We start from the raw sequence: 15810 nt of genomic DNA, 5'->3' as shown, positions 1-15810 counted from the left end.
CCGCCCTGCCAGGTCCGGATGTGCGAGCCCTGCGAGGCGCTGGTATGAAACGGGCGTGTCCGACGTTCCCGCCGCCACGCCCCTGCCCCTCGACGAAGCGCTGCTGCGCGCGAGCGATGAGAACGCGCTCCCCAGCTACTACCAGTCCAGCGTGCGTCCGCTCCTGCGCGACCCGGAAGGGCGCTGGCCTTCGTGCTGCGGCGGAGGCTGCGAGCCGTGCGCGCAGACGCTCACCCGGGTCGCCGTGCGAGCGCTCGAACTGATGGGCACGCCCCGCCAGAGCCCGCTGCCCGACTTCTAAGTCAGTCGCCAGGGAATCGTTTCCCATCCCGCGACCCGAAATGCTCCGCGAGGACGCGCACCTTGCTGGGCGCAGCCGTGGGCCGCGACATCGCGCTAGAGCGGACGCCAAGGCGGGGTCCATCTGCGGAGGCGTCCGCCGGGCGGACTTCGCGCAAACCTGTCCGACAGGAGGGTTGCGCGGAATAGGGGTTCAGCCTGGCTGCGATGCAGGGGGAGGAGCAGGGGCTTCGAAGAGGACGAAGACACAAAAAAGCCGGCTGCGGGTGAGCAGCCGGCTGACGTTATGGGCCAGCAGTTTGAGGAAGACCTCCGCGTCGATGGCGGGCGGGTGCCGGGACGAGAGGCGACGAAAGCCCATGTCCTGCTGCAGCGAGGCGAAGACGGGCTCCACGGTGGCCATCCGTTGCAGGTACCGGGCCTTGGCGTCTGGCTGCCTCATGCGCGCCAGCATGGCCTCCAGCGCGCCTTCGTACTCCCAGCGCACGCTGAAGGTGCGGCGCCTGGCGTGGGTGCACCGAGGACGCAAGGAGCACGTCGGACAGCCCTCGCCGAAGTAGACCTCGCACCGGTCGAAGTGATTGAGCACCGGCCCGCGCATGGTGCGCCCTGCCGGACACACCACGGCCCGCCGTGCGTGCTGGAGGATAAACGCCTCGCGCTGGAGCATGCCGGGCTTGTTGGCCAGAGGGCCGGTGGCCGGGCCCGGGTTGAGCAGCACGTCCACGCAAGGGCGCTGGTGGGCGGCGAAGCGCAGGTCCTCTTCACTCCAGTAACCGGAGTCTCCGGCCACTTGCAGCCGCGTGGACAGGGGCACCCCGGCCGTGTGCAGCACGCGGCGCGTGCGCTGCATCGCCTCTTCCAGATGGCCCTTGTCATTGCCCGAGGCCGTTAGCAGGACACCTACCACCAGTCGCTGCGTGACGCCGCTGGCCACCACCGTGAGGCGGTGCCCCGGGTGCACGCCATTGCCAGGAAACTGCATGAGGGCCGCGCGGGGGTTGCTGAGGACCACGCTGGCCGCGGCCCGTTGCTCGCACAGGCGTACCGCCTCCTGGTGCTTGCGCACCTGCCGCGAGTGCTGCTCGCGCTGGCAAGCGTCCAGGGAGTCGAGCTCCACCGCGCCCAGGTGCTTCAAGCGCCGCAGGGACTGCGAGTGCACGCGCACTTGGCTGTAACGGGCCGGGGTAATGGATCGCAGCCGGGTCGGCCAAGCGGATCGGCCCAGGGTCGGCCAAGCGGATCGGCCCAGGGTCGGCCAAGCGGATCGCCCGCCGGAGAAGAGGCGGAGGCGGTCCGCCCACGGCGGAGGCGATTAGAAGAAACGTGGCCAGTGGGTAGGCTGAGTGCCTACCTGGGCAGTCATCCCATGCATCCTCGCGCCCCACCGAGCACCGCCGGAGCGGTGTGCGGAGGGGCGCGCGCGGATGAGTTACCGGAGAGTCGACATGGACAGGTTGAGAGAGCTGGTGCGGCTGCACCGGATGGGGACGGGTGCGCGCGAAGTGGCCCGGCTTTTGAGGATGGGCCCGAATACGGAGCGGGCGTACCGCGCGGCGCTCACGAGGGCGGGGATGCTGGAGGGGCGCCCGGAGGAGGTGCCCGAGTTGGAGACGCTCAAGCTGCGGGTGCTGGAGCACCGGCCGCCGAGGGTGCCCGCGCAGCAGACGTCGTCGCTGGTGGAATGGCAGCCGCGCGTGGAGTCATGGCTTGCCCAGGGACTGGGCGCACGCGCCATCCACGACAGGCTGCGGCTGGAGGTGGAAGGCTTCAGCGCCAGCGACTCGGCGGTGAAGCGGATGGTGCGGCAGCTGCGCAAGGCGCGGGGCGTGAGGGCGCAGGACGTCGCCATCCCCGTCGTCACCGCGGCGGGTGAGGTGGCGCAGGTGGACTTTGGCTACGTGGGAAAGCTGCTGTGCCCGAAGCAGAGGGTGCCGAGGAAGGCCTGGGTCTTCGTCCTGGTGCTGGCGCACAGCCGCTACCTGGTGGCGGACGTCGTCTTCGAGCAGTCGCTACCGACATGGCTGCGGCTGCACGTGGAGGCCTTCGAGCAGCTGGGCGGCGTGGTGGAGACGGTGGTGCCGGACAACTTGAAGGCCGCTGTGCTGCGCGCGGCCTTCACCCCGGACGAGCCGTCCGCCCTCAATCGCAGTTACCGCGAAGTGGCCCGGCACTATGGCTTCAAGGTGGACCCGACGCCGCCGTACGCGCCCCAGAAGAAGGGCAAGGTGGAAGCGGGCGTCAAGTACGTCCAGTCCAACTTCTTCAAGGGCCGCGAGGGGCAGGACGTCGACGCCGTGCGCGCGGACTTGAAGCGCTGGCTGGCGGAGGTGGCCAACGTGCGCCGGCACGGGACGACGGGCCGGCGCCCGGTGGATGTCTTCCGCGAGGAGGAGCTGCCTGCCCTGCGGCCCCTGCCCGCGAAGCGTTTCACGCCCGTCCTCTGGAAGGCCACGCGCGTCCACCAGGACAGCCACGCCCTCTTCGAGCGGCGCTTCTACTCGGTGCCCTGGCGCCTCGTCGGCAGCGAAGTCTGGCTGCGCGTCACCGACGCCAGTCTGGAGGCCTACGCGGACGACGTGCGCGTGGCCACGCACGCCCGGCGCGGCAGTGGCCTCTACAGCACCCACGAGGCGCACCTGCCCCAGCACCGCGCGGACCTGCGCCACCGCAGCCGCGGCTACTGGGAAGGGCGGGCCGCGAGGCTGGGCGAGGACGTCCTCACCTACGTGCGCGCCGTCTTCGACTCCGACGACGTGCTGTCGCAGCTACGTGCGGTGCAGGCCATCGTCACCCACCTGGAGAGCTTCCCGCCCGAGCGCGCCCAGGCCGCCGCCCGCAGGGCCCACTACTACGGCGCGTACACCTACCGGGCCATCAAGAATCTGCTGCGCCAGGGACTGGACTTGCAGCCGCTGCCCCTGGCGCTCGCGGCCCCGGCGTCACCCTCGCTTCCTCAGCCGCGCTTCGCACGCAGCGTGGCCGAGCTGCTGCACCCCTCCGTCGTGCCCCAGGAGTCCGAAATTGAGTGCCACTGACGCGCTCGTCCCCATGCTCAAGAAGCTGCGCCTGTCCGGTGTCCTCCAGTCGCTTCAGCTGCGCACCCAGCAGGCGGTGGACGACAACCTCTCCCACTCCGAATTCCTCTACCGGCTCTTGGGCGACGAGGCGGAGCGACGCGACTCCAAGCAGCTCTCCCAACGCGTGCGCCGCGCCTGCTTCGAGCACGCAAGGACGCTGGAGGACTTCGACTTCCACTTCAACCCCAGCGTCCCCAAGGCCAAGGTGCTGGAGCTGGGCACGTGCGGCTTCCTGGAGCGCCACGACAACGTCCTCATCGTCGGCCCCACCGGCGTCGGCAAGTCCCACCTGGCCCAGGCCCTCGGCCACCGTGCCTGCCGCGCCGGCTACAGCGCCCTCTACCTGGGTGCCCACGAGCTTCTCCAGCAGCTGCGCGCCGCCCGGGGCGACGGCAGCTACGAGAAGCGCCTCCTGCGCTTCACCTCGCCCGAGCTGCTCATCATCGATGACCTCGGCTTGCGTGCCCTCACCCAGGATGAACCCGCGGACCTCTACGAGGTGGTCCGCCAGCGGTACGAGCGTAAGAGCACCGTCATCACCTCCAACCGCGCCATCGAGGAGTGGCCGCCCCTCTTCGGCGACCCGCTGATGGCCAGCGCCGCCATGGACCGGCTCCTCCACCACTCCCACCTCCTCGTCATCGAAGGCGACAGCTTCCGCAATCCGCCCCCAACGCGGCGCAGGAAGCCCTCCTCCCAGGAGCCTCGGTAGTCTCCGGATGCGATCCGCTTGGCCGACCCCACCTCGCCAACGCCGCGAACTCGAGCTGCGGCTGCATGACGAACTCGTCACCCCGATCCGCTTGGCCGACCCTCCTGCGGTCCATGACCCCGGCCGTTGACACCTGGCTGCGACTGGCATGGGCGCGCAAACGCACGCTGTCGATTCCCAACTCCTGCGTCCGCACCAGGCCCTCCTCCACGGCCCAGCGCACCGTCTCTTCCAGTGCCGCCAGGAAGAGGCCGGCATTCTCCGCGCGAAAGCGGTTGAGGACCGCAACGCTGATGCAATGGCCTCCGCTGAGCCACCGCAAGGCGCAATCCGTTTGCAACGCACGCGCGACCCGCGTCCCCTGGTGCAGCCCGATGAGGCTGGCGTAAAGCCAGAGCCCCAGCAGCTGACGCGGCGCGAACCCATTCTGGCCCAGGGCCGAGTAACGGGCCTCCACGGCCCTCATCTCGAAGCGCTCCACCACGCGCTGCACCCTTCTGGCCAGATGCTCCCGGGGCACCAGCCGCTGCGCGAGGGCCAGCGCTTCTCTGTCGGGCGCTTTGAAGCGAGGGGCCGGGTCCTTCGGGATGCGCCGCCTCGGCTGCTTCGCTGGCGGGCGGGGGCCGTTTTCTTCCTCCATCACCCCCTCTCTACCCTCCCCCCAGACTCCCTTATTCCGCGCAACCCTCCAGTCGGACAGGTTCGGAGGCTTCGTCCGAGGAAGTCGAGCCGGGCTTCCGCACCGGATTCATCAACGAACTTCGGGCGACCTGTTTGGGTGGGGAAAGCGACTCTCCAGGTTGTCAGAACAAACGCGTGCCCAGGCCCACGCGCGCGTTGAAGCCCAGCCGCGTGTGCCCCGCGCCGGCACGCTCCTGGAACGTCTCCACGCCCAGCTGCCCCGCCGCGAGCAGCGACAGCCCGCTGCCCAGGTACACCTCCACACCCGCGCCGCCCAGGGCCTGGAAGCGCCGCTGCTTGTCGCCCGTGAGCCCCAGGTCGATGGGCAGGTCCACCAGGCCCAGGAGCACCACGGTGTCCGCCACCCGGTAGCCCGCGACGAGCCCCGGCAGGATGCGCACCAGCACGCCGGAGAAGTTGTCGTCGTCCATGTACGTGGCGCCCGAATTGAGCACCAGGCCCACGCCCAGCGACGGCGCCAACTGCAACGCCCCCCGCCGCAGCACCTCCTTGCGGCCCAGCACCTCCAGCGACGCGCCCAGCTTGAACCAGTCGAAGCGCCCTCGCGCCTCCATCTCGAAGCCGCCAATGCCCTGCCGGAAGCCCACCCCCACTTCCGGCGCGCCCGTGTAGCCATAGAGCGCCGTGGCGCCCGCCGGCAGCATCACCGGCGCCACCACCGAGCCCAACGGGTCATCACTGGAGAACGCGAGCCCGGAGTCCTGGGCGGAGGACACGGCGGGCACGACGAGGAAGGTCAGCAGCAGGACGAGGCGCGTCATGGGCGCGCACCCTAGCTTGGGAAACACGATGGCCAAAACCCAACGATTCCAGGGACTTGGGGGCGGGTTGTGCATTCGGTTTGATTCCCTGGAAGAATAGGGAATCCATGGTTGCCTACCTGCACGCCGCGCCACCGTCCGCATCCTCCACGCCCGCCGGAGGTCGCTCCGCACTCGACCTGTCGGGTGAGGTGGCAGGAGGCTCCGTGCTGCTGGTGGGCGAGGTGTCCCGGCCGGCGGTGATGCAGGCGCTCCGCGCGGAGGGCTTCGAGCCCGTGCACGTGGAGGGCATGCGCGACGCGCTGGCGCGACTGGCCTCCCCGGAGGCGCTGCCCCGGCTGGTGGTCATCGACGCGGAGCTGCCGGACGGCGACGGCTTCAGCCTCTGCGGACTGCTCCGGGCGGACGCGAAGGTGGAGCACCTGCCGGTGTTGCTGGTGGCGCGCCATCAGCAGGAGTTCCACCGCGACCTCGCCGCGGGCGTGGGCGCGGACGAATACCTGGTGGAGCCGGTGGACGCCCGGGACGTGGCGGTGCTCGCGCGGCTCAAGGCGGGACGGCGCGGTGAGGAGGATGTCTACGACGCGCACACCGGAATGCTGCCGCTGGTGCACCTGGTGCGCGCGCTGCTGGCCGGCGTGCGCTCAGGGCGGGTGACGCTGTCCGAGGACACGGGCGCCTTCACGTTCCGCCACGGCCTGCTGGTGGACGCGTCCTTCCACGGCGAGCGCGGCAGCCTCGCGTTCCGGCGCCTGCTGTGTTTCGGCGCGGGCGGCTACACGGTGACGTTCGGGCCGGAGCTGCACCGGGGCTCCTTCTCCATGGACCGCGCGTACCTGTGCGAACAGGTGGTGCCGGACCCGGAGCGCTTCGAGGTGCTGCGCGTCCGGGGCCTGCCCCTGGCGGCGCGGCTCACGGTGGACTTCAACCGGCTGGCGCGCGAGCTGCCCACGCTGCCCGAGGACGTGGAGCAGGTGGTGCGGCTCTTCGACGGCCGGCGCACGGTGCGCGCGATGCTGCTGGAGTGCCGCTTCCCGGAGGCGCTGGCCTACGAGGCGGCGACCCGGCTGTTCATGCTGGGCGTGCTGGTGCCCGCCGTCCTCGTGGAGGAGCGCGAGCGCGCCCGGGAGTCCGCCGGCCCGCCACGTCTGTTCGAGCCCGCCCCTCTCACGGGAGATGCGCCGGCTTCCGACCCCGAGCCGACGGCGTCGTGAGCGTTTGACTCGGGCGGCCTGCTCGGGGCACAAGGCCGGGGACGTGGGTCCTCCCGGGGCCCATCCTTCTTCCGAGCCGAAGTGAGCTGAAGCCGCCGCCATGTCCGGTCACAACCGATGGTCGAAGATCAAGCGCCAGAAGGCCGCGATGGGTGCGACCAAGGGCAAGCTCTACTCCAAGCTCATCAAGGAGCTGACCGTCGCCGCGCGTCTGGGCGGTGGTGACCCCTCCGGCAACGCCCGGCTGCGCGTGTCCATGGGCCAGGCGCGCGAGGCGAACATCCCCCGCGACTCCATCGACCGCGCCATCAAGAAGGGCACCGGCGAGCTGGAGGGGGCGTCGTACGAGGAGGTGACGTACGAGGGCTACGGCCCCGGCGGCGTCGCGCTCATCATCGAGTGCCTCACCGACAACCGGAACCGCTCCGCCAGCGACGTGCGCAACCTCTTGAGCAACCACGGCGGAAACCTGGGCGCCGAGGGCGCGGTGGGCTGGATGTTCCACAAGAAGGGCGTCATCGTGGTGAAGCCCGGCCCCAGCGAGGACCAGGTGATGGAGCAGGCCCTGGAGGCGGGCGCCGAGGACATCGTCGACCAGGGCCCGGACGGCTTCGAGGTGCGCACCGTGCCGGCGGACCTGCACGCGGTGGGCTCGAAGCTGGAGGCCGCGGGCCTGCCCCTGGGCGAGCAGAAGTGGACCTTCGTGCCGCAGAACACCGTGAAGGTGGAAGGCGACAACGCGAAGCGCATGTTGAAGCTGATGGACGCGCTCGAGGACAACGACGACGTGCAGCACGTGCACGCGAACTTCGAGATCGACGAGTCCCTGATGCAGTCGCTGTCCGCGTAACGCCCCTCTTCGGGCGCGTGGGAAAGGAACGGGCCGGTGCGCGTACTCGGCGTGGACCCTGGCAGCCGCTTCATGGGCTTCGGGGTGGTGGAGGAGAAGAAGGGCAAGCTCGTGCATCTGGGCCACGGCGTCATCAAGGTGCCCGAAGGCGCCCCCCTGGCCGAGCGCCTGAAGGAGCTGCACGCCGCGCTGTGCGCCGCGATCGCGCGCTACCAGCCGGAGTCCGTGGCGGTGGAAGGGCTCTTCACGCACCGCAACGCGCGCAGCGCCCTGGTGCTGGGCCATGCGCGCGGCGTGGCGCTGCTCGCGGCGGCGCAGGCCGGCCTCACCGTGCACGAGTACGCCCCCGCGAGCGTGAAGAAGTCCGTGGGCGCCAGCGGCGCGGGCGGCAAGGACGCGGTGGCGCGCATGGTGCGGACACTGCTCGGCGTGGATGAAGCGACGTTGGAGCGCGCGGATGCCAGTGACGCGCTCGCCGTCGCGCTGTGCCATCTCAACCATTTCCGCGTGGGCATGCCCCGCGCGTCGGCGCCCGCGAACGGCAAGCGCAAGGGGGCCGCGTCGGTGCTCGCGGACCGGCTGTCGTCCGCGTACAAGCGCCCGGAGGCCCGATGATCGCCCGTCTGCGTGGCAACGTGTTGGAGAAGGGAGCCGAGGACGCCGTCATCGACGTGCAGGGCGTGGGCTACCGCGTGAACCTCTCCTCCATCGCGCTGGGCAAGCTGCCCGCGGAAGGCCAGGCGGTGGACGTGCGCATCCGCACCGTGGTGCGCGAGGACGCCTTCGACCTGTTCGGCTTCCTCTCCGTGCAGGAGGAGGAGCTCTTCCAGCTGCTCAACAGCGTGTCGCGCATCGGCCCGCGCATGGCCCTGGGCGTGCTGTCCGGCATGGAGGTAGGGGAACTCATCGCGGCGCTGGCGCGCGGCGAGGTGGCCCGGCTCGCGAAGATCCACGGCGTGGGCAAGAAGACCGCCGAACGGCTCGTCCTGGAGCTCAAGGACAAGGTGAAGAACATCCACACCGAAGCCGTGGCGCGCGGCACCGCCGCGCCGATGCCCGCCGCCCCGTCCGGCACCAAGGCCGACCTCATCTCCGCCCTGCTCAACCTGGGCTACAAGCAGCCGCAGGCGGAGAAGGCCGCGGACGTGGTCACCGAACGGCTGGGCCCGGACGCCTCCTTCCAGGTGCTCTTCCGTGAGTCCATGAAGGTCCTGCGCTCCACCCCCTGAACACAGCCTCGCCTCCGAGGGCGAGACGCGGCGCATCCGAGGACACGAAATCCTCTGAAAATCCGCGCAAGTCCTATTCCCGTACGAAGCCGCGGACGTCGTCCGCATGACGGGTCGCGCGTTGGCCGCGCGCCATACGGCGATCCACGCCGACGACCTCACGACACTCCTGAGCGATGCCAGCGTCTGGGCCGCTGGCTCGTTCCAACAAAAATATCAATTTACAGTGCAGGTGCGGTGGTCCGCGGATGGGTCGCACTGCCCTGGGGAGGCGTGTGATGGAGGCGTGGCGTGGAGTGCCGGTCCTCGTGCTGCTGTTCGCCGGTGGGTTCGGGGTGGGGTGCGGTCCGGAGACGGAGTGGGAAGCGGAGTCGCTGGGGGACGTGTCGTCGGCGGTAGAGGCGGCTGCCCCGGGGAGCGGTGGACTTGAGCCCTGTGGACGCTCGCCCCTTTCGGTGGGGGATCTCCAGCCGGGCATGGAGGGGTCGCGTCCGGAGTCGCTGGTGGCGGTGGGCCGGCAGCTCTTCTACGCGGCGGATGACGGGGCCTCCGGGCGTGAGCTGTGGGTGACGGATGGAGACGAACGGGACTCGCGGCGGGTGAAGGACGTGCGGCCCGGGGGGGCGGGCAGCACGCCGCGCTTCCTCACGCCGGTGGGGGGACGGCTCTTCTTCGTCGCGGACGACGGGGTGCACGGGCCGGAGCTGTGGCGCTCGGACGGCACGTCCCAGGGGACGGTGCTGGTGGCGGACATCCGCCGGGGAGCGGCGGGCAGCGCGCCGGACAACCTGACGGTGGTGGGCGGGCGGCTGTACTTCACCGCGGAGGACGGCGTGCGCGGCCGTGAGCTGTGGAGCACGGACGGCACGGCCTCGGGCACGCAGCTCGCGCAGGAGTTCGCGCCCGGGCCCGCGTCGCTCTTCCTGGACGACCTGACGGAGTGGAACGGACGGCTGGCGTTGGTGGCGTACGGGGACACGTCCGTGACGCTGTGGGTGACGGGGGGGCGTTCCGGCACCGCGCAGGTGTACTTCCGGGGCCCGGCGCAGACGGTGCTCTTCTCGCTGACGCCGGTGGGCCGCGACCGCCTCTTCTTCCTCGTGGACGGGGGCCAGGGCGAAGCGGACCTCTGGGTGTCATGGGGCGCGCCCTTCTTCACCTTCCCGCTGCGGCACTTCGCGGGGGATTACCCGTCGGAGCTCACGCCGCTGGGCAACGCCGTGTACTTCATGGCCGGCGCGGAGGGCTTCTTCGGCGAGCCCGGCGACCAGCTCTTCGGCGGGGAGCTGTGGAAGAGCGACGGCACGCTCCTGGGCACCCGGCGGGTGAAGGACGTGAACCCGGGGCCCGAGGGCTCGCTGCCGTCGGGGCTGACGGCGATGGACGGGCGGCTGTACTTCGCGGCGGACGACGGCGTGCACGGCCGCGAGCTGTGGAGCACCGACGGCACGTCGCAGGGCACGGTGCTGGTGCAGGACCTGGAACCCGGGCCCGTGGGCAGCGCTCCCACCGCGCTGGCGGCGACGGATGGCTGGCTCTTCTTCTCCGCGGCGACGGCCGCGCGGGGCCGCGAGGCCTGGTACTCGGGCGGCGGTTCGGGTCGCGTGCAGTCCCTGCGCGACATCGCGCCCGCGCACCTGGGCTCCAACCCTCGGGGGTTCGCGCGCTCCGGAAGCTACGTGTTCTTCGTCGCCACCCACCCGGACCAGGGCGAGGAGCCCTGGGCGCTGCCGTTCCTCAACGCGGGCCGCTGCGGCCGCTTCGGCGACTGACGCTCACGCCGCGCGCCGCACCGCGGGCGTGGGATGCAGCTCGCCCGTGTTCGGGGCGGGCAGCACCACGGTGGGGCCCAGGCCGGGGGCCAGCAGGTGGTTCGTGAGCAGCGACGAGGGGTGGAAGTTCACGAACGCCCCGTCCACGGCGGAGGGGCCCGCGAAGAGCTTCTCCACCACCATGGACGCGTACTGCCCCAAGGAGTCCTCGCGCGTGTTGCCGTTGAGCACCACCTCCCAACCCATCTGCTCCGCGAAGCGGCGCACGCCCGCGATGCGCGACAGCAGCGGCGTGTAGCTCTCCGTGCTCACGCCGTTCTCGCTCACCACGAACACCTCGTTCGCGGTGGCCACGGCCAGGGACGTGTTGCCCTGCGTGTGCCCGGGCGTGCTCAAGAGCGCCGCGCCCTGGCCCAGCCACGTGTCGCCGTCCAGCAGCACCACGCGGTCCTCCGGAACCTCCGTGCCTCCGGGCACGAACCACACGCACTGCATGGGGTGCAGGTGCTTCACCATGGCCCACTCGGTGCGCTGCACCAGCAGCTTCGCGCGCGGGAAGACGGCCGGGGTGCCCGCGCCACCCAGCCAGCCGCGCAGGTCCTGGATGTGCAGGTGGTCGAAGGCCAGGTAGTCCACGTCCGACGGCGTCAGCCCCAGCGACTCCAGGTGGCCCTGCACCGTGCCGTGGCGGGTGGTCATCACCTTGTCGGAGAGGAACGCGCCGTAGCGCTCGCGCAGCGCTCGGTAGAAGGGCGCCGCGTAGCCCCGTTCGTAGTCGGTGGGGTTGAACAGGAGCGTCCGGCGCTGGCCCGTGCCTCCTTCCGCGAACTGCACCACCTGCATGCGGTTGGTCATCATCACGTAGGGCGCTGGGGACAGCGCCGCCCCGCTGAAGGCGAACAGCGTGGGGTAGGGGAAGGTGACGAGGTCGCACGTCGCCACCGCCGCCACCGGGCCCTCGCGCACGAACGCTTCGCGGGCCTCCAATGCGGCGCGGCGCAGCTTCTGCAACCGCTGTCCAGGAGAACGCTCGGTGTGCGCTTCCGGGAGGAAGGGCAGGGGGCGGAACGGTGAGGGGGTGAGGCTCATGGACGCGACTCCCTTGGGGCAGGGGGGATTGACCCCCTGGCTGGCCGGTCGGCGTGTGCTCCCTTCCTGGCCGCCAGAAGGGGAGCGACACGTGGCCCCTTCGCTGTATAGGGTCGCAATGGCGATGGCGAGGAAGTCCGATGACACCCTCTCGGGAGATGTTCAGCCGGAAGACATCCGGCTGGAAGCCTCCCTGCGCCCTCGCTCCTTTGACGAGTACGTAGGCCAGGGCGCCGTTGTCGAGAAGCTCAAGGTCTACGTGGCCGCGTCCAAGGCCCGGGGCGACGCGCTGGACCACTGCCTCTTCTCCGGCCCGCCTGGCCTGGGCAAGACGTCGCTCGCGCACCTCATCGCCAACGAGCTGGGCGTGGGCATCCACGTCACCAGCGGCCCCGCCATGGAGCGCAAGGGGGACCTGGCGGGCCTGCTCACGAACCTCAACGAGCGGGACATCCTCTTCATCGACGAAATCCACCGCCTCAACGCCGCCGTGGAGGAATACCTCTACCCGGCGATGGAGGACTTCCGGCTGGACATCACCATCGACACCGGGCCCGCCGCCCGCGCGATGAAGATTGATCTGCCGCCCTTCACGCTGATTGGCGCCACCACGCGCACGGGCCTGCTGACCTCCCCGCTGCGCGACCGCTTCCAGATCCAAGAGCGCCTGGAGTACTACGAGCCCAAGTACCTGGAGCAGATCCTCGACCGCTCCGCGCGCATCCTCGGCGTGCCGTTGGACCGCGCCGCCAGCCGCGAAATCTCCACCCGTTCGCGCGGCACGCCCCGCATCGCGAACCGGCTCCTGCGCCGGCTGCGCGACTTCGCCCAGGTGGAGGGCAATGGCCGCATCACCTACGAGCTGGCGCACGATTCGCTGAGCCGGCTGGGCGTGGACGCCAGCGGCCTGGACGCGATGGACCGCAAGATTCTGCTGACCATCGTGGAGAAGTTCGGCGGCGGCCCGGTGGGCGTGGAGACCATCGCCGCGAGCGTGGGCGAACAGCGCGACACCATCGAGGACGTCTACGAGCCCTTCCTGATGCAGGAGGGCTTCCTCATGCGCACGCCCCGGGGCCGCACCGCGACGCTGCGCACCTACCAGTACTTCAAGAAGACGCCGCCCCCCAGCTCACCCCAGGGCACGTTCTTCTAGCCCCCACGCCTTTCGCGAACCCGCCGCCATGAGCCAAGCCTCCGCGCCCTCCGTGCCCACGGTCCTCTCCAGTCCCCGCGACTTCTACGGCGACCTGATGCGCGCCTCGCAGGCCACGCGCGCGGGCTTCCTCGCCGAACGCGAGCGCTGGTTGCGCGGCGTCCCGGTGGAGGGCCGCGAGGAGCTGCTCTTCGAATTCGAGATGTGGCTGCGCGCCGTGGAGCGCTACCTGAACCTCCACAACGCCGTGGTGGATGCCCGCGCCCGGCCGCTCGTCACGCGCGACTTCCACGAGGAGCTGGCGGACGTGCGCGACGCCATGGAGCGCGCCGTGCGCGTGGCGCGCCACCTCCAGGACCCGGACAGCGACCCGAAGATGGTCTTCCGCAAGTACGTGGAGACCCAGCTCGCGGACGACCGCGTGCGCCGGCTGTTGATTGAAGAAGAGTTGGATCAGGAGACCCCGCCGGAGAGCCTCTTCGTGGTGCGCGAGGCGTTCGACGCGCTCAAGAACCTGCTCGACAACCTGCTCCAGCTCCCGCTCATCGGCCTGTCGCTCTTCCAGGACGTGGGCAAGCTGACGCTGCGGGAAATTGTCCTCAACCGCTACTTCCGCCCCTTCCGCCCGCTGGAGTTCCGCGTCGAGTACGACCGGCTGCGCTCCGTGCGGCTGCTGGACACCCTGGGCGCGCTGCCCGCCGACACGCGGCCCCTCTACACCACCGCGTTCCTGGGCCTGTTCCGCGTGCTGCACTACCTGACGCACGTGGATCCGGAGACGCAGCCGCCCGTGCCGCGCCGCGTGCGCGTGCTCCTGTCGCTGGTGCGCGGCGAGGCCGCCGCCGTCGCGAGCTACCTGCACACCGAGCTGTCCCCCAAGGCCGGCTCCAAGCCGCTGCAGGCCGCCACGCTGCGCGCCGCGCGAGACCTGGCCCGTGAGACGGACCGCATCGCCCGCGAGGTGATGGTGGACCTGGACCGCGACCCCGCCGCCGCCCTGCGCGCCGCGGAGGCCTTCACCACGCTGTTCCGCCAGCAGATCGTCGCGCTCGTGGACGCGCTCGCGCCCAACGGCTCATTGGGGGAGGAGGCCTTCGCCCACCTCACCAGCGCCCAGGACGCCGCGCTGCGCCTGCGCAAGGACCTGTGGGTGTACGCCCAGCTGTGCCGCGCCGCGGAAGGGCACCTGCGCTCCGAGGACGTGCCCGCCGCCGAGCGCGTCCTGGCCGCCCTCAAGTCGTTCCTCGACTACTTCCACGACGGCGGCTACCAGCTGCTGCGCTACGCGGACTACGACGCCTTCGACCGCTTCACCTCGCTGCTCGTCGAACTGCCCTGGCCCCCCGAAGGCCCGGGCATCCGCAGCCGCCTCGCCGAAGACCTCCGGCGCTTTTCCCAGACGCTGGAAACCACCTTCCACGCCGTGAGCCGCCGCTCCCTCCTCCAGGGCCGCGGCTTCGACCGGCCGGATGCGGAAGCCCTGCGCGACCGCTTCCTGCCGCCCGCGACGCGCTGACCCACCCGCACAGTCCTTTTTTCAGTCAAGCCCCGGACTCCCGGTGAGCCCCGGGCATGCGTTTGCTTCCGGGCACTGGCCTGCGATAGAGACCCGGCCCTGTCGCTTGGGCGACACACACTCCGGGTTGGCGCGTGACGCGTTGGCAGAAACCGGGGTTCGAAGGGTGATTTCCGGACATGGCTGTCGCGGTGCATGGGGATGTGTCGTGTTTCCCAAGAGGGTGGCAGGGGCCCCGGGCCCTGACGTCCGCCGCCCTTGGCTCTGTCGCGCCAGCATTTCCAGGGGGTTGGCCCACCCCGCGCTCCTCCTCTGGGAAGCGCTTGTGTCACGGGCTGGTGGCATGTTGATTGCTCCTGTGTGCAGTGCGTCAGACCCCGTTGAAAGGTCGGACGGGCCCGTACCCTGCGTGCGTCAGTACGAAGCAGTCCTTAGAGGCGACACCGACATGCTCCAGCTCACCGACTCCCAGCGCACCCTCTCCCAGCCGGCCATCTGCCGGGGTGTGGGCCTCCACTCCGGGGCGCCCGTGACGTTGACGATGAAGCCCGCGCCCGCGGGGCACGGCATCGTGTTCGTGCGCACGGACCTGCCTCGGCCGGTGAGCATCCCCGCGCTGGCGGAGTACGTGGTGGACACATCGCTGGCCACCACCCTGGGCCGCGACGGTGTGCGTGTGGGCACGGTGGAGCACCTGATGTCGGCCCTGGCGGGCATGGGCATCGACAACGTGCGTCTGGAATTGGACGGACCCGAAGTCCCCATCATGGACGGCAGCGCCGCGCCCTTCACGCACGCCATCATGGAGGCGGGGGCGCATGAGCTGGACGCGCCGCGCGAGTACCTGGTCATCAAGAAGAGCGTGGCGGTGTCGGACGGCGACAAGCAGGCGTCCATCACCCCCGCCCGCCGCTTCCGCATCAGCTGCACCATCGACTTCGAGCACCCGGTCATCCAGGGCCAGTCCTTCGACGTGGACGTGAACGACCGGGGCTTCTCGCGCGAAATCTCCCGCGCGCGCACCTTCGGCTTCCTGCGCGACGTGGAGAAGCTCAAGACGCTGGGCCTGGCGCGCGGCGGTTCGCTGGAGAACGCCGTGGTGGTGGACGAGGCGTCCATCCTCAACCCGGACGGCCTGCGCTTCCCGGACGAGTTCGTGCGCCACAAGATCCTGGACGCCATCGGCGACGTGTCGCTGTTCGGCCGTCCCGTCATCGGCCACATGACGGCGTTCAAGACGGGCCACGCGCTCAACCACAAGCTGGTGCGCAAGGTGCTGGCGGACCCGTCCAGCTTCGACATCGTCACCGCGCGCCGCCGGGATGTGGAAGGGCGTGAGCCGGGTCGCGCAAGCCTCGCGGGTGCGTTGGAGCTGGAGCCGCTGGTCGCCTGAAGTGGCCTGACGTGAGGGTTTGGCAATTCCTTGCCA

At 70.5% G+C, this 15810-nt stretch carries 15 protein-coding genes; 11 read left to right on the top strand and 4 right to left on the bottom strand.

Translation table 11 applies throughout. From position 1 onward, the window contains the following. Positions 1-55 precede the first annotated feature (55 nt). Entirely contained in the window at positions 56-301 is a 246-nt protein-coding gene (locus OV208_RS31425; protein WP_267577623.1) for a hypothetical protein, read from the top strand. A 192-nt stretch (positions 302-493) separates the two neighbouring features. On the opposite strand, the gene OV208_RS31420 is transcribed toward OV208_RS31425, so the two are convergent. Next, complete coding sequence (locus OV208_RS31420) at positions 494-1462, bottom strand: transposase (RefSeq protein WP_267577622.1); 969 nt, start codon at positions 1460-1462, stop codon at positions 494-496. A 286-nt stretch (positions 1463-1748) separates the two neighbouring features. Here OV208_RS31420 and istA point away from each other — a divergent pair, with 286 nt between their 5' ends. Together istA and istB are read left to right on the top strand one after the other, a co-directional pair. After that, positions 1749-3338 carry an IS21 family transposase gene (gene istA, locus OV208_RS31415; protein ID WP_267577162.1) on the top strand — a complete coding sequence of 530 codons (1590 nt, stop codon included), beginning with the start codon at positions 1749-1751 and terminating at the stop codon, positions 3336-3338. Beyond that, entirely contained in the window at positions 3325-4092 is a 768-nt protein-coding gene (gene istB, locus OV208_RS31410) for an IS21-like element helper ATPase IstB (RefSeq protein ID WP_267577161.1), read from the top strand. Before istA ends, istB begins: the two co-directional genes overlap by 14 nt. On the opposite strand, the gene OV208_RS31405 is transcribed toward istB, so the two are convergent. After that, positions 4019-4732, bottom strand: coding sequence for a transposase (locus OV208_RS31405; protein WP_267577621.1), 714 nt, complete (start codon positions 4730-4732; stop codon positions 4019-4021). The genes istB and OV208_RS31405 overlap by 74 nt on opposite strands. Positions 4733-4895: 163 nt before the next feature. Then, complete coding sequence (locus OV208_RS31400; protein ID WP_120544035.1) at positions 4896-5555, bottom strand: hypothetical protein; 660 nt, start codon at positions 5553-5555, stop codon at positions 4896-4898. A gap of 107 nt (positions 5556-5662) precedes the next feature. Here OV208_RS31400 and OV208_RS31395 point away from each other — a divergent pair, with 107 nt between their 5' ends. From OV208_RS31395 to OV208_RS31375, 5 genes are all read left to right on the top strand, one after another. After that, positions 5663-6769 (top strand): response regulator, encoded by a 1107-nt coding sequence (locus OV208_RS31395; protein ID WP_267577620.1) that lies wholly within the window; start codon positions 5663-5665, stop codon positions 6767-6769. 100 nt (positions 6770-6869) lie between these two features. Next, a complete protein-coding gene (locus OV208_RS31390; RefSeq protein WP_267577619.1) occupies positions 6870-7619 on the top strand; it encodes a YebC/PmpR family DNA-binding transcriptional regulator in 750 nt (249 codons plus the stop codon). Between the two features lie 36 nt (positions 7620-7655). Then, on the top strand, positions 7656-8234 hold the full coding sequence (ruvC, locus tag OV208_RS31385; protein ID WP_267577618.1) for a crossover junction endodeoxyribonuclease RuvC: 579 nt from the start codon (positions 7656-7658) through the stop codon (positions 8232-8234). After that, entirely contained in the window at positions 8231-8848 is a 618-nt protein-coding gene (gene ruvA / locus OV208_RS31380; protein ID WP_267577617.1) for a Holliday junction branch migration protein RuvA, read from the top strand. Before ruvC ends, ruvA begins: the two co-directional genes overlap by 4 nt. Positions 8849-9126: 278 nt before the next feature. Then, a complete protein-coding gene (locus OV208_RS31375; RefSeq protein ID WP_267577616.1) occupies positions 9127-10620 on the top strand; it encodes an ELWxxDGT repeat protein in 1494 nt (497 codons plus the stop codon). A 3-nt stretch (positions 10621-10623) separates the two neighbouring features. Here the strand turns inward: OV208_RS31375 and OV208_RS31370 are convergent, their stop codons facing one another. Beyond that, positions 10624-11709, bottom strand: a complete 1086-nt coding sequence (locus OV208_RS31370; RefSeq protein WP_267577615.1) for a hypothetical protein — start codon at positions 11707-11709, stop codon at positions 10624-10626. Between the two features lie 118 nt (positions 11710-11827). Here OV208_RS31370 and ruvB point away from each other — a divergent pair, with 118 nt between their 5' ends. The 3 genes from ruvB to lpxC all read left to right on the top strand — a co-directional run bounded on the left by ruvB (position 11828) and on the right by lpxC (position 15774). Then, complete coding sequence (gene ruvB / locus OV208_RS31365) at positions 11828-12865, top strand: Holliday junction branch migration DNA helicase RuvB (protein WP_267577614.1); 1038 nt, start codon at positions 11828-11830, stop codon at positions 12863-12865. A gap of 28 nt (positions 12866-12893) precedes the next feature. Continuing rightward, positions 12894-14381, top strand: coding sequence for a hypothetical protein (locus tag OV208_RS31360; protein WP_267577613.1), 1488 nt, complete (start codon positions 12894-12896; stop codon positions 14379-14381). Between the two features lie 448 nt (positions 14382-14829). Further along, on the top strand, positions 14830-15774 hold the full coding sequence (gene lpxC / locus OV208_RS31355; protein ID WP_267577612.1) for a UDP-3-O-acyl-N-acetylglucosamine deacetylase: 945 nt from the start codon (positions 14830-14832) through the stop codon (positions 15772-15774). Positions 15775-15810: the final 36 nt, after the last annotated feature.

Source organism: Corallococcus sp. bb12-1, assembly GCF_026626765.1.
Taxonomy (GTDB): domain Bacteria; phylum Myxococcota; class Myxococcia; order Myxococcales; family Myxococcaceae; genus Corallococcus; species Corallococcus terminator.
Note: the sequence above shows the minus strand (reverse complement) of the source record. Positions and strands in the feature narration are given on the sequence as shown.

Excerpts from the sequence above, each read along its gene's own strand:
- ruvA (WP_267577617.1), top strand. The coding sequence starts at position 8,231 with ATGATCGCCCGTCTGCGTGGCAACGTGTTGGAGAAGGGAGCCGAGGAC.
- OV208_RS31405 (WP_267577621.1), bottom strand. The coding sequence starts at position 4,732 with ATGGAGGAAGAAAACGGCCCCCGCCCGCCAGCGAAGCAGCCGAGGCGG.
- OV208_RS31390 (WP_267577619.1), top strand. The coding sequence starts at position 6,870 with ATGTCCGGTCACAACCGATGGTCGAAGATCAAGCGCCAGAAGGCCGCG.
- ruvB (WP_267577614.1), top strand. The coding sequence starts at position 11,828 with ATGGCGATGGCGAGGAAGTCCGATGACACCCTCTCGGGAGATGTTCAG.
- OV208_RS31400 (WP_120544035.1), bottom strand. The coding sequence starts at position 5,555 with ATGACGCGCCTCGTCCTGCTGCTGACCTTCCTCGTCGTGCCCGCCGTG.
- OV208_RS31360 (WP_267577613.1), top strand. The coding sequence starts at position 12,894 with ATGAGCCAAGCCTCCGCGCCCTCCGTGCCCACGGTCCTCTCCAGTCCC.
- lpxC (WP_267577612.1), top strand. The coding sequence starts at position 14,830 with ATGCTCCAGCTCACCGACTCCCAGCGCACCCTCTCCCAGCCGGCCATC.
- OV208_RS31370 (WP_267577615.1), bottom strand. The coding sequence starts at position 11,709 with ATGAGCCTCACCCCCTCACCGTTCCGCCCCCTGCCCTTCCTCCCGGAA.
- OV208_RS31375 (WP_267577616.1), top strand. The coding sequence starts at position 9,127 with ATGGAGGCGTGGCGTGGAGTGCCGGTCCTCGTGCTGCTGTTCGCCGGT.
- istA (WP_267577162.1), top strand. The coding sequence starts at position 1,749 with ATGGACAGGTTGAGAGAGCTGGTGCGGCTGCACCGGATGGGGACGGGT.
- OV208_RS31395 (WP_267577620.1), top strand. The coding sequence starts at position 5,663 with ATGGTTGCCTACCTGCACGCCGCGCCACCGTCCGCATCCTCCACGCCC.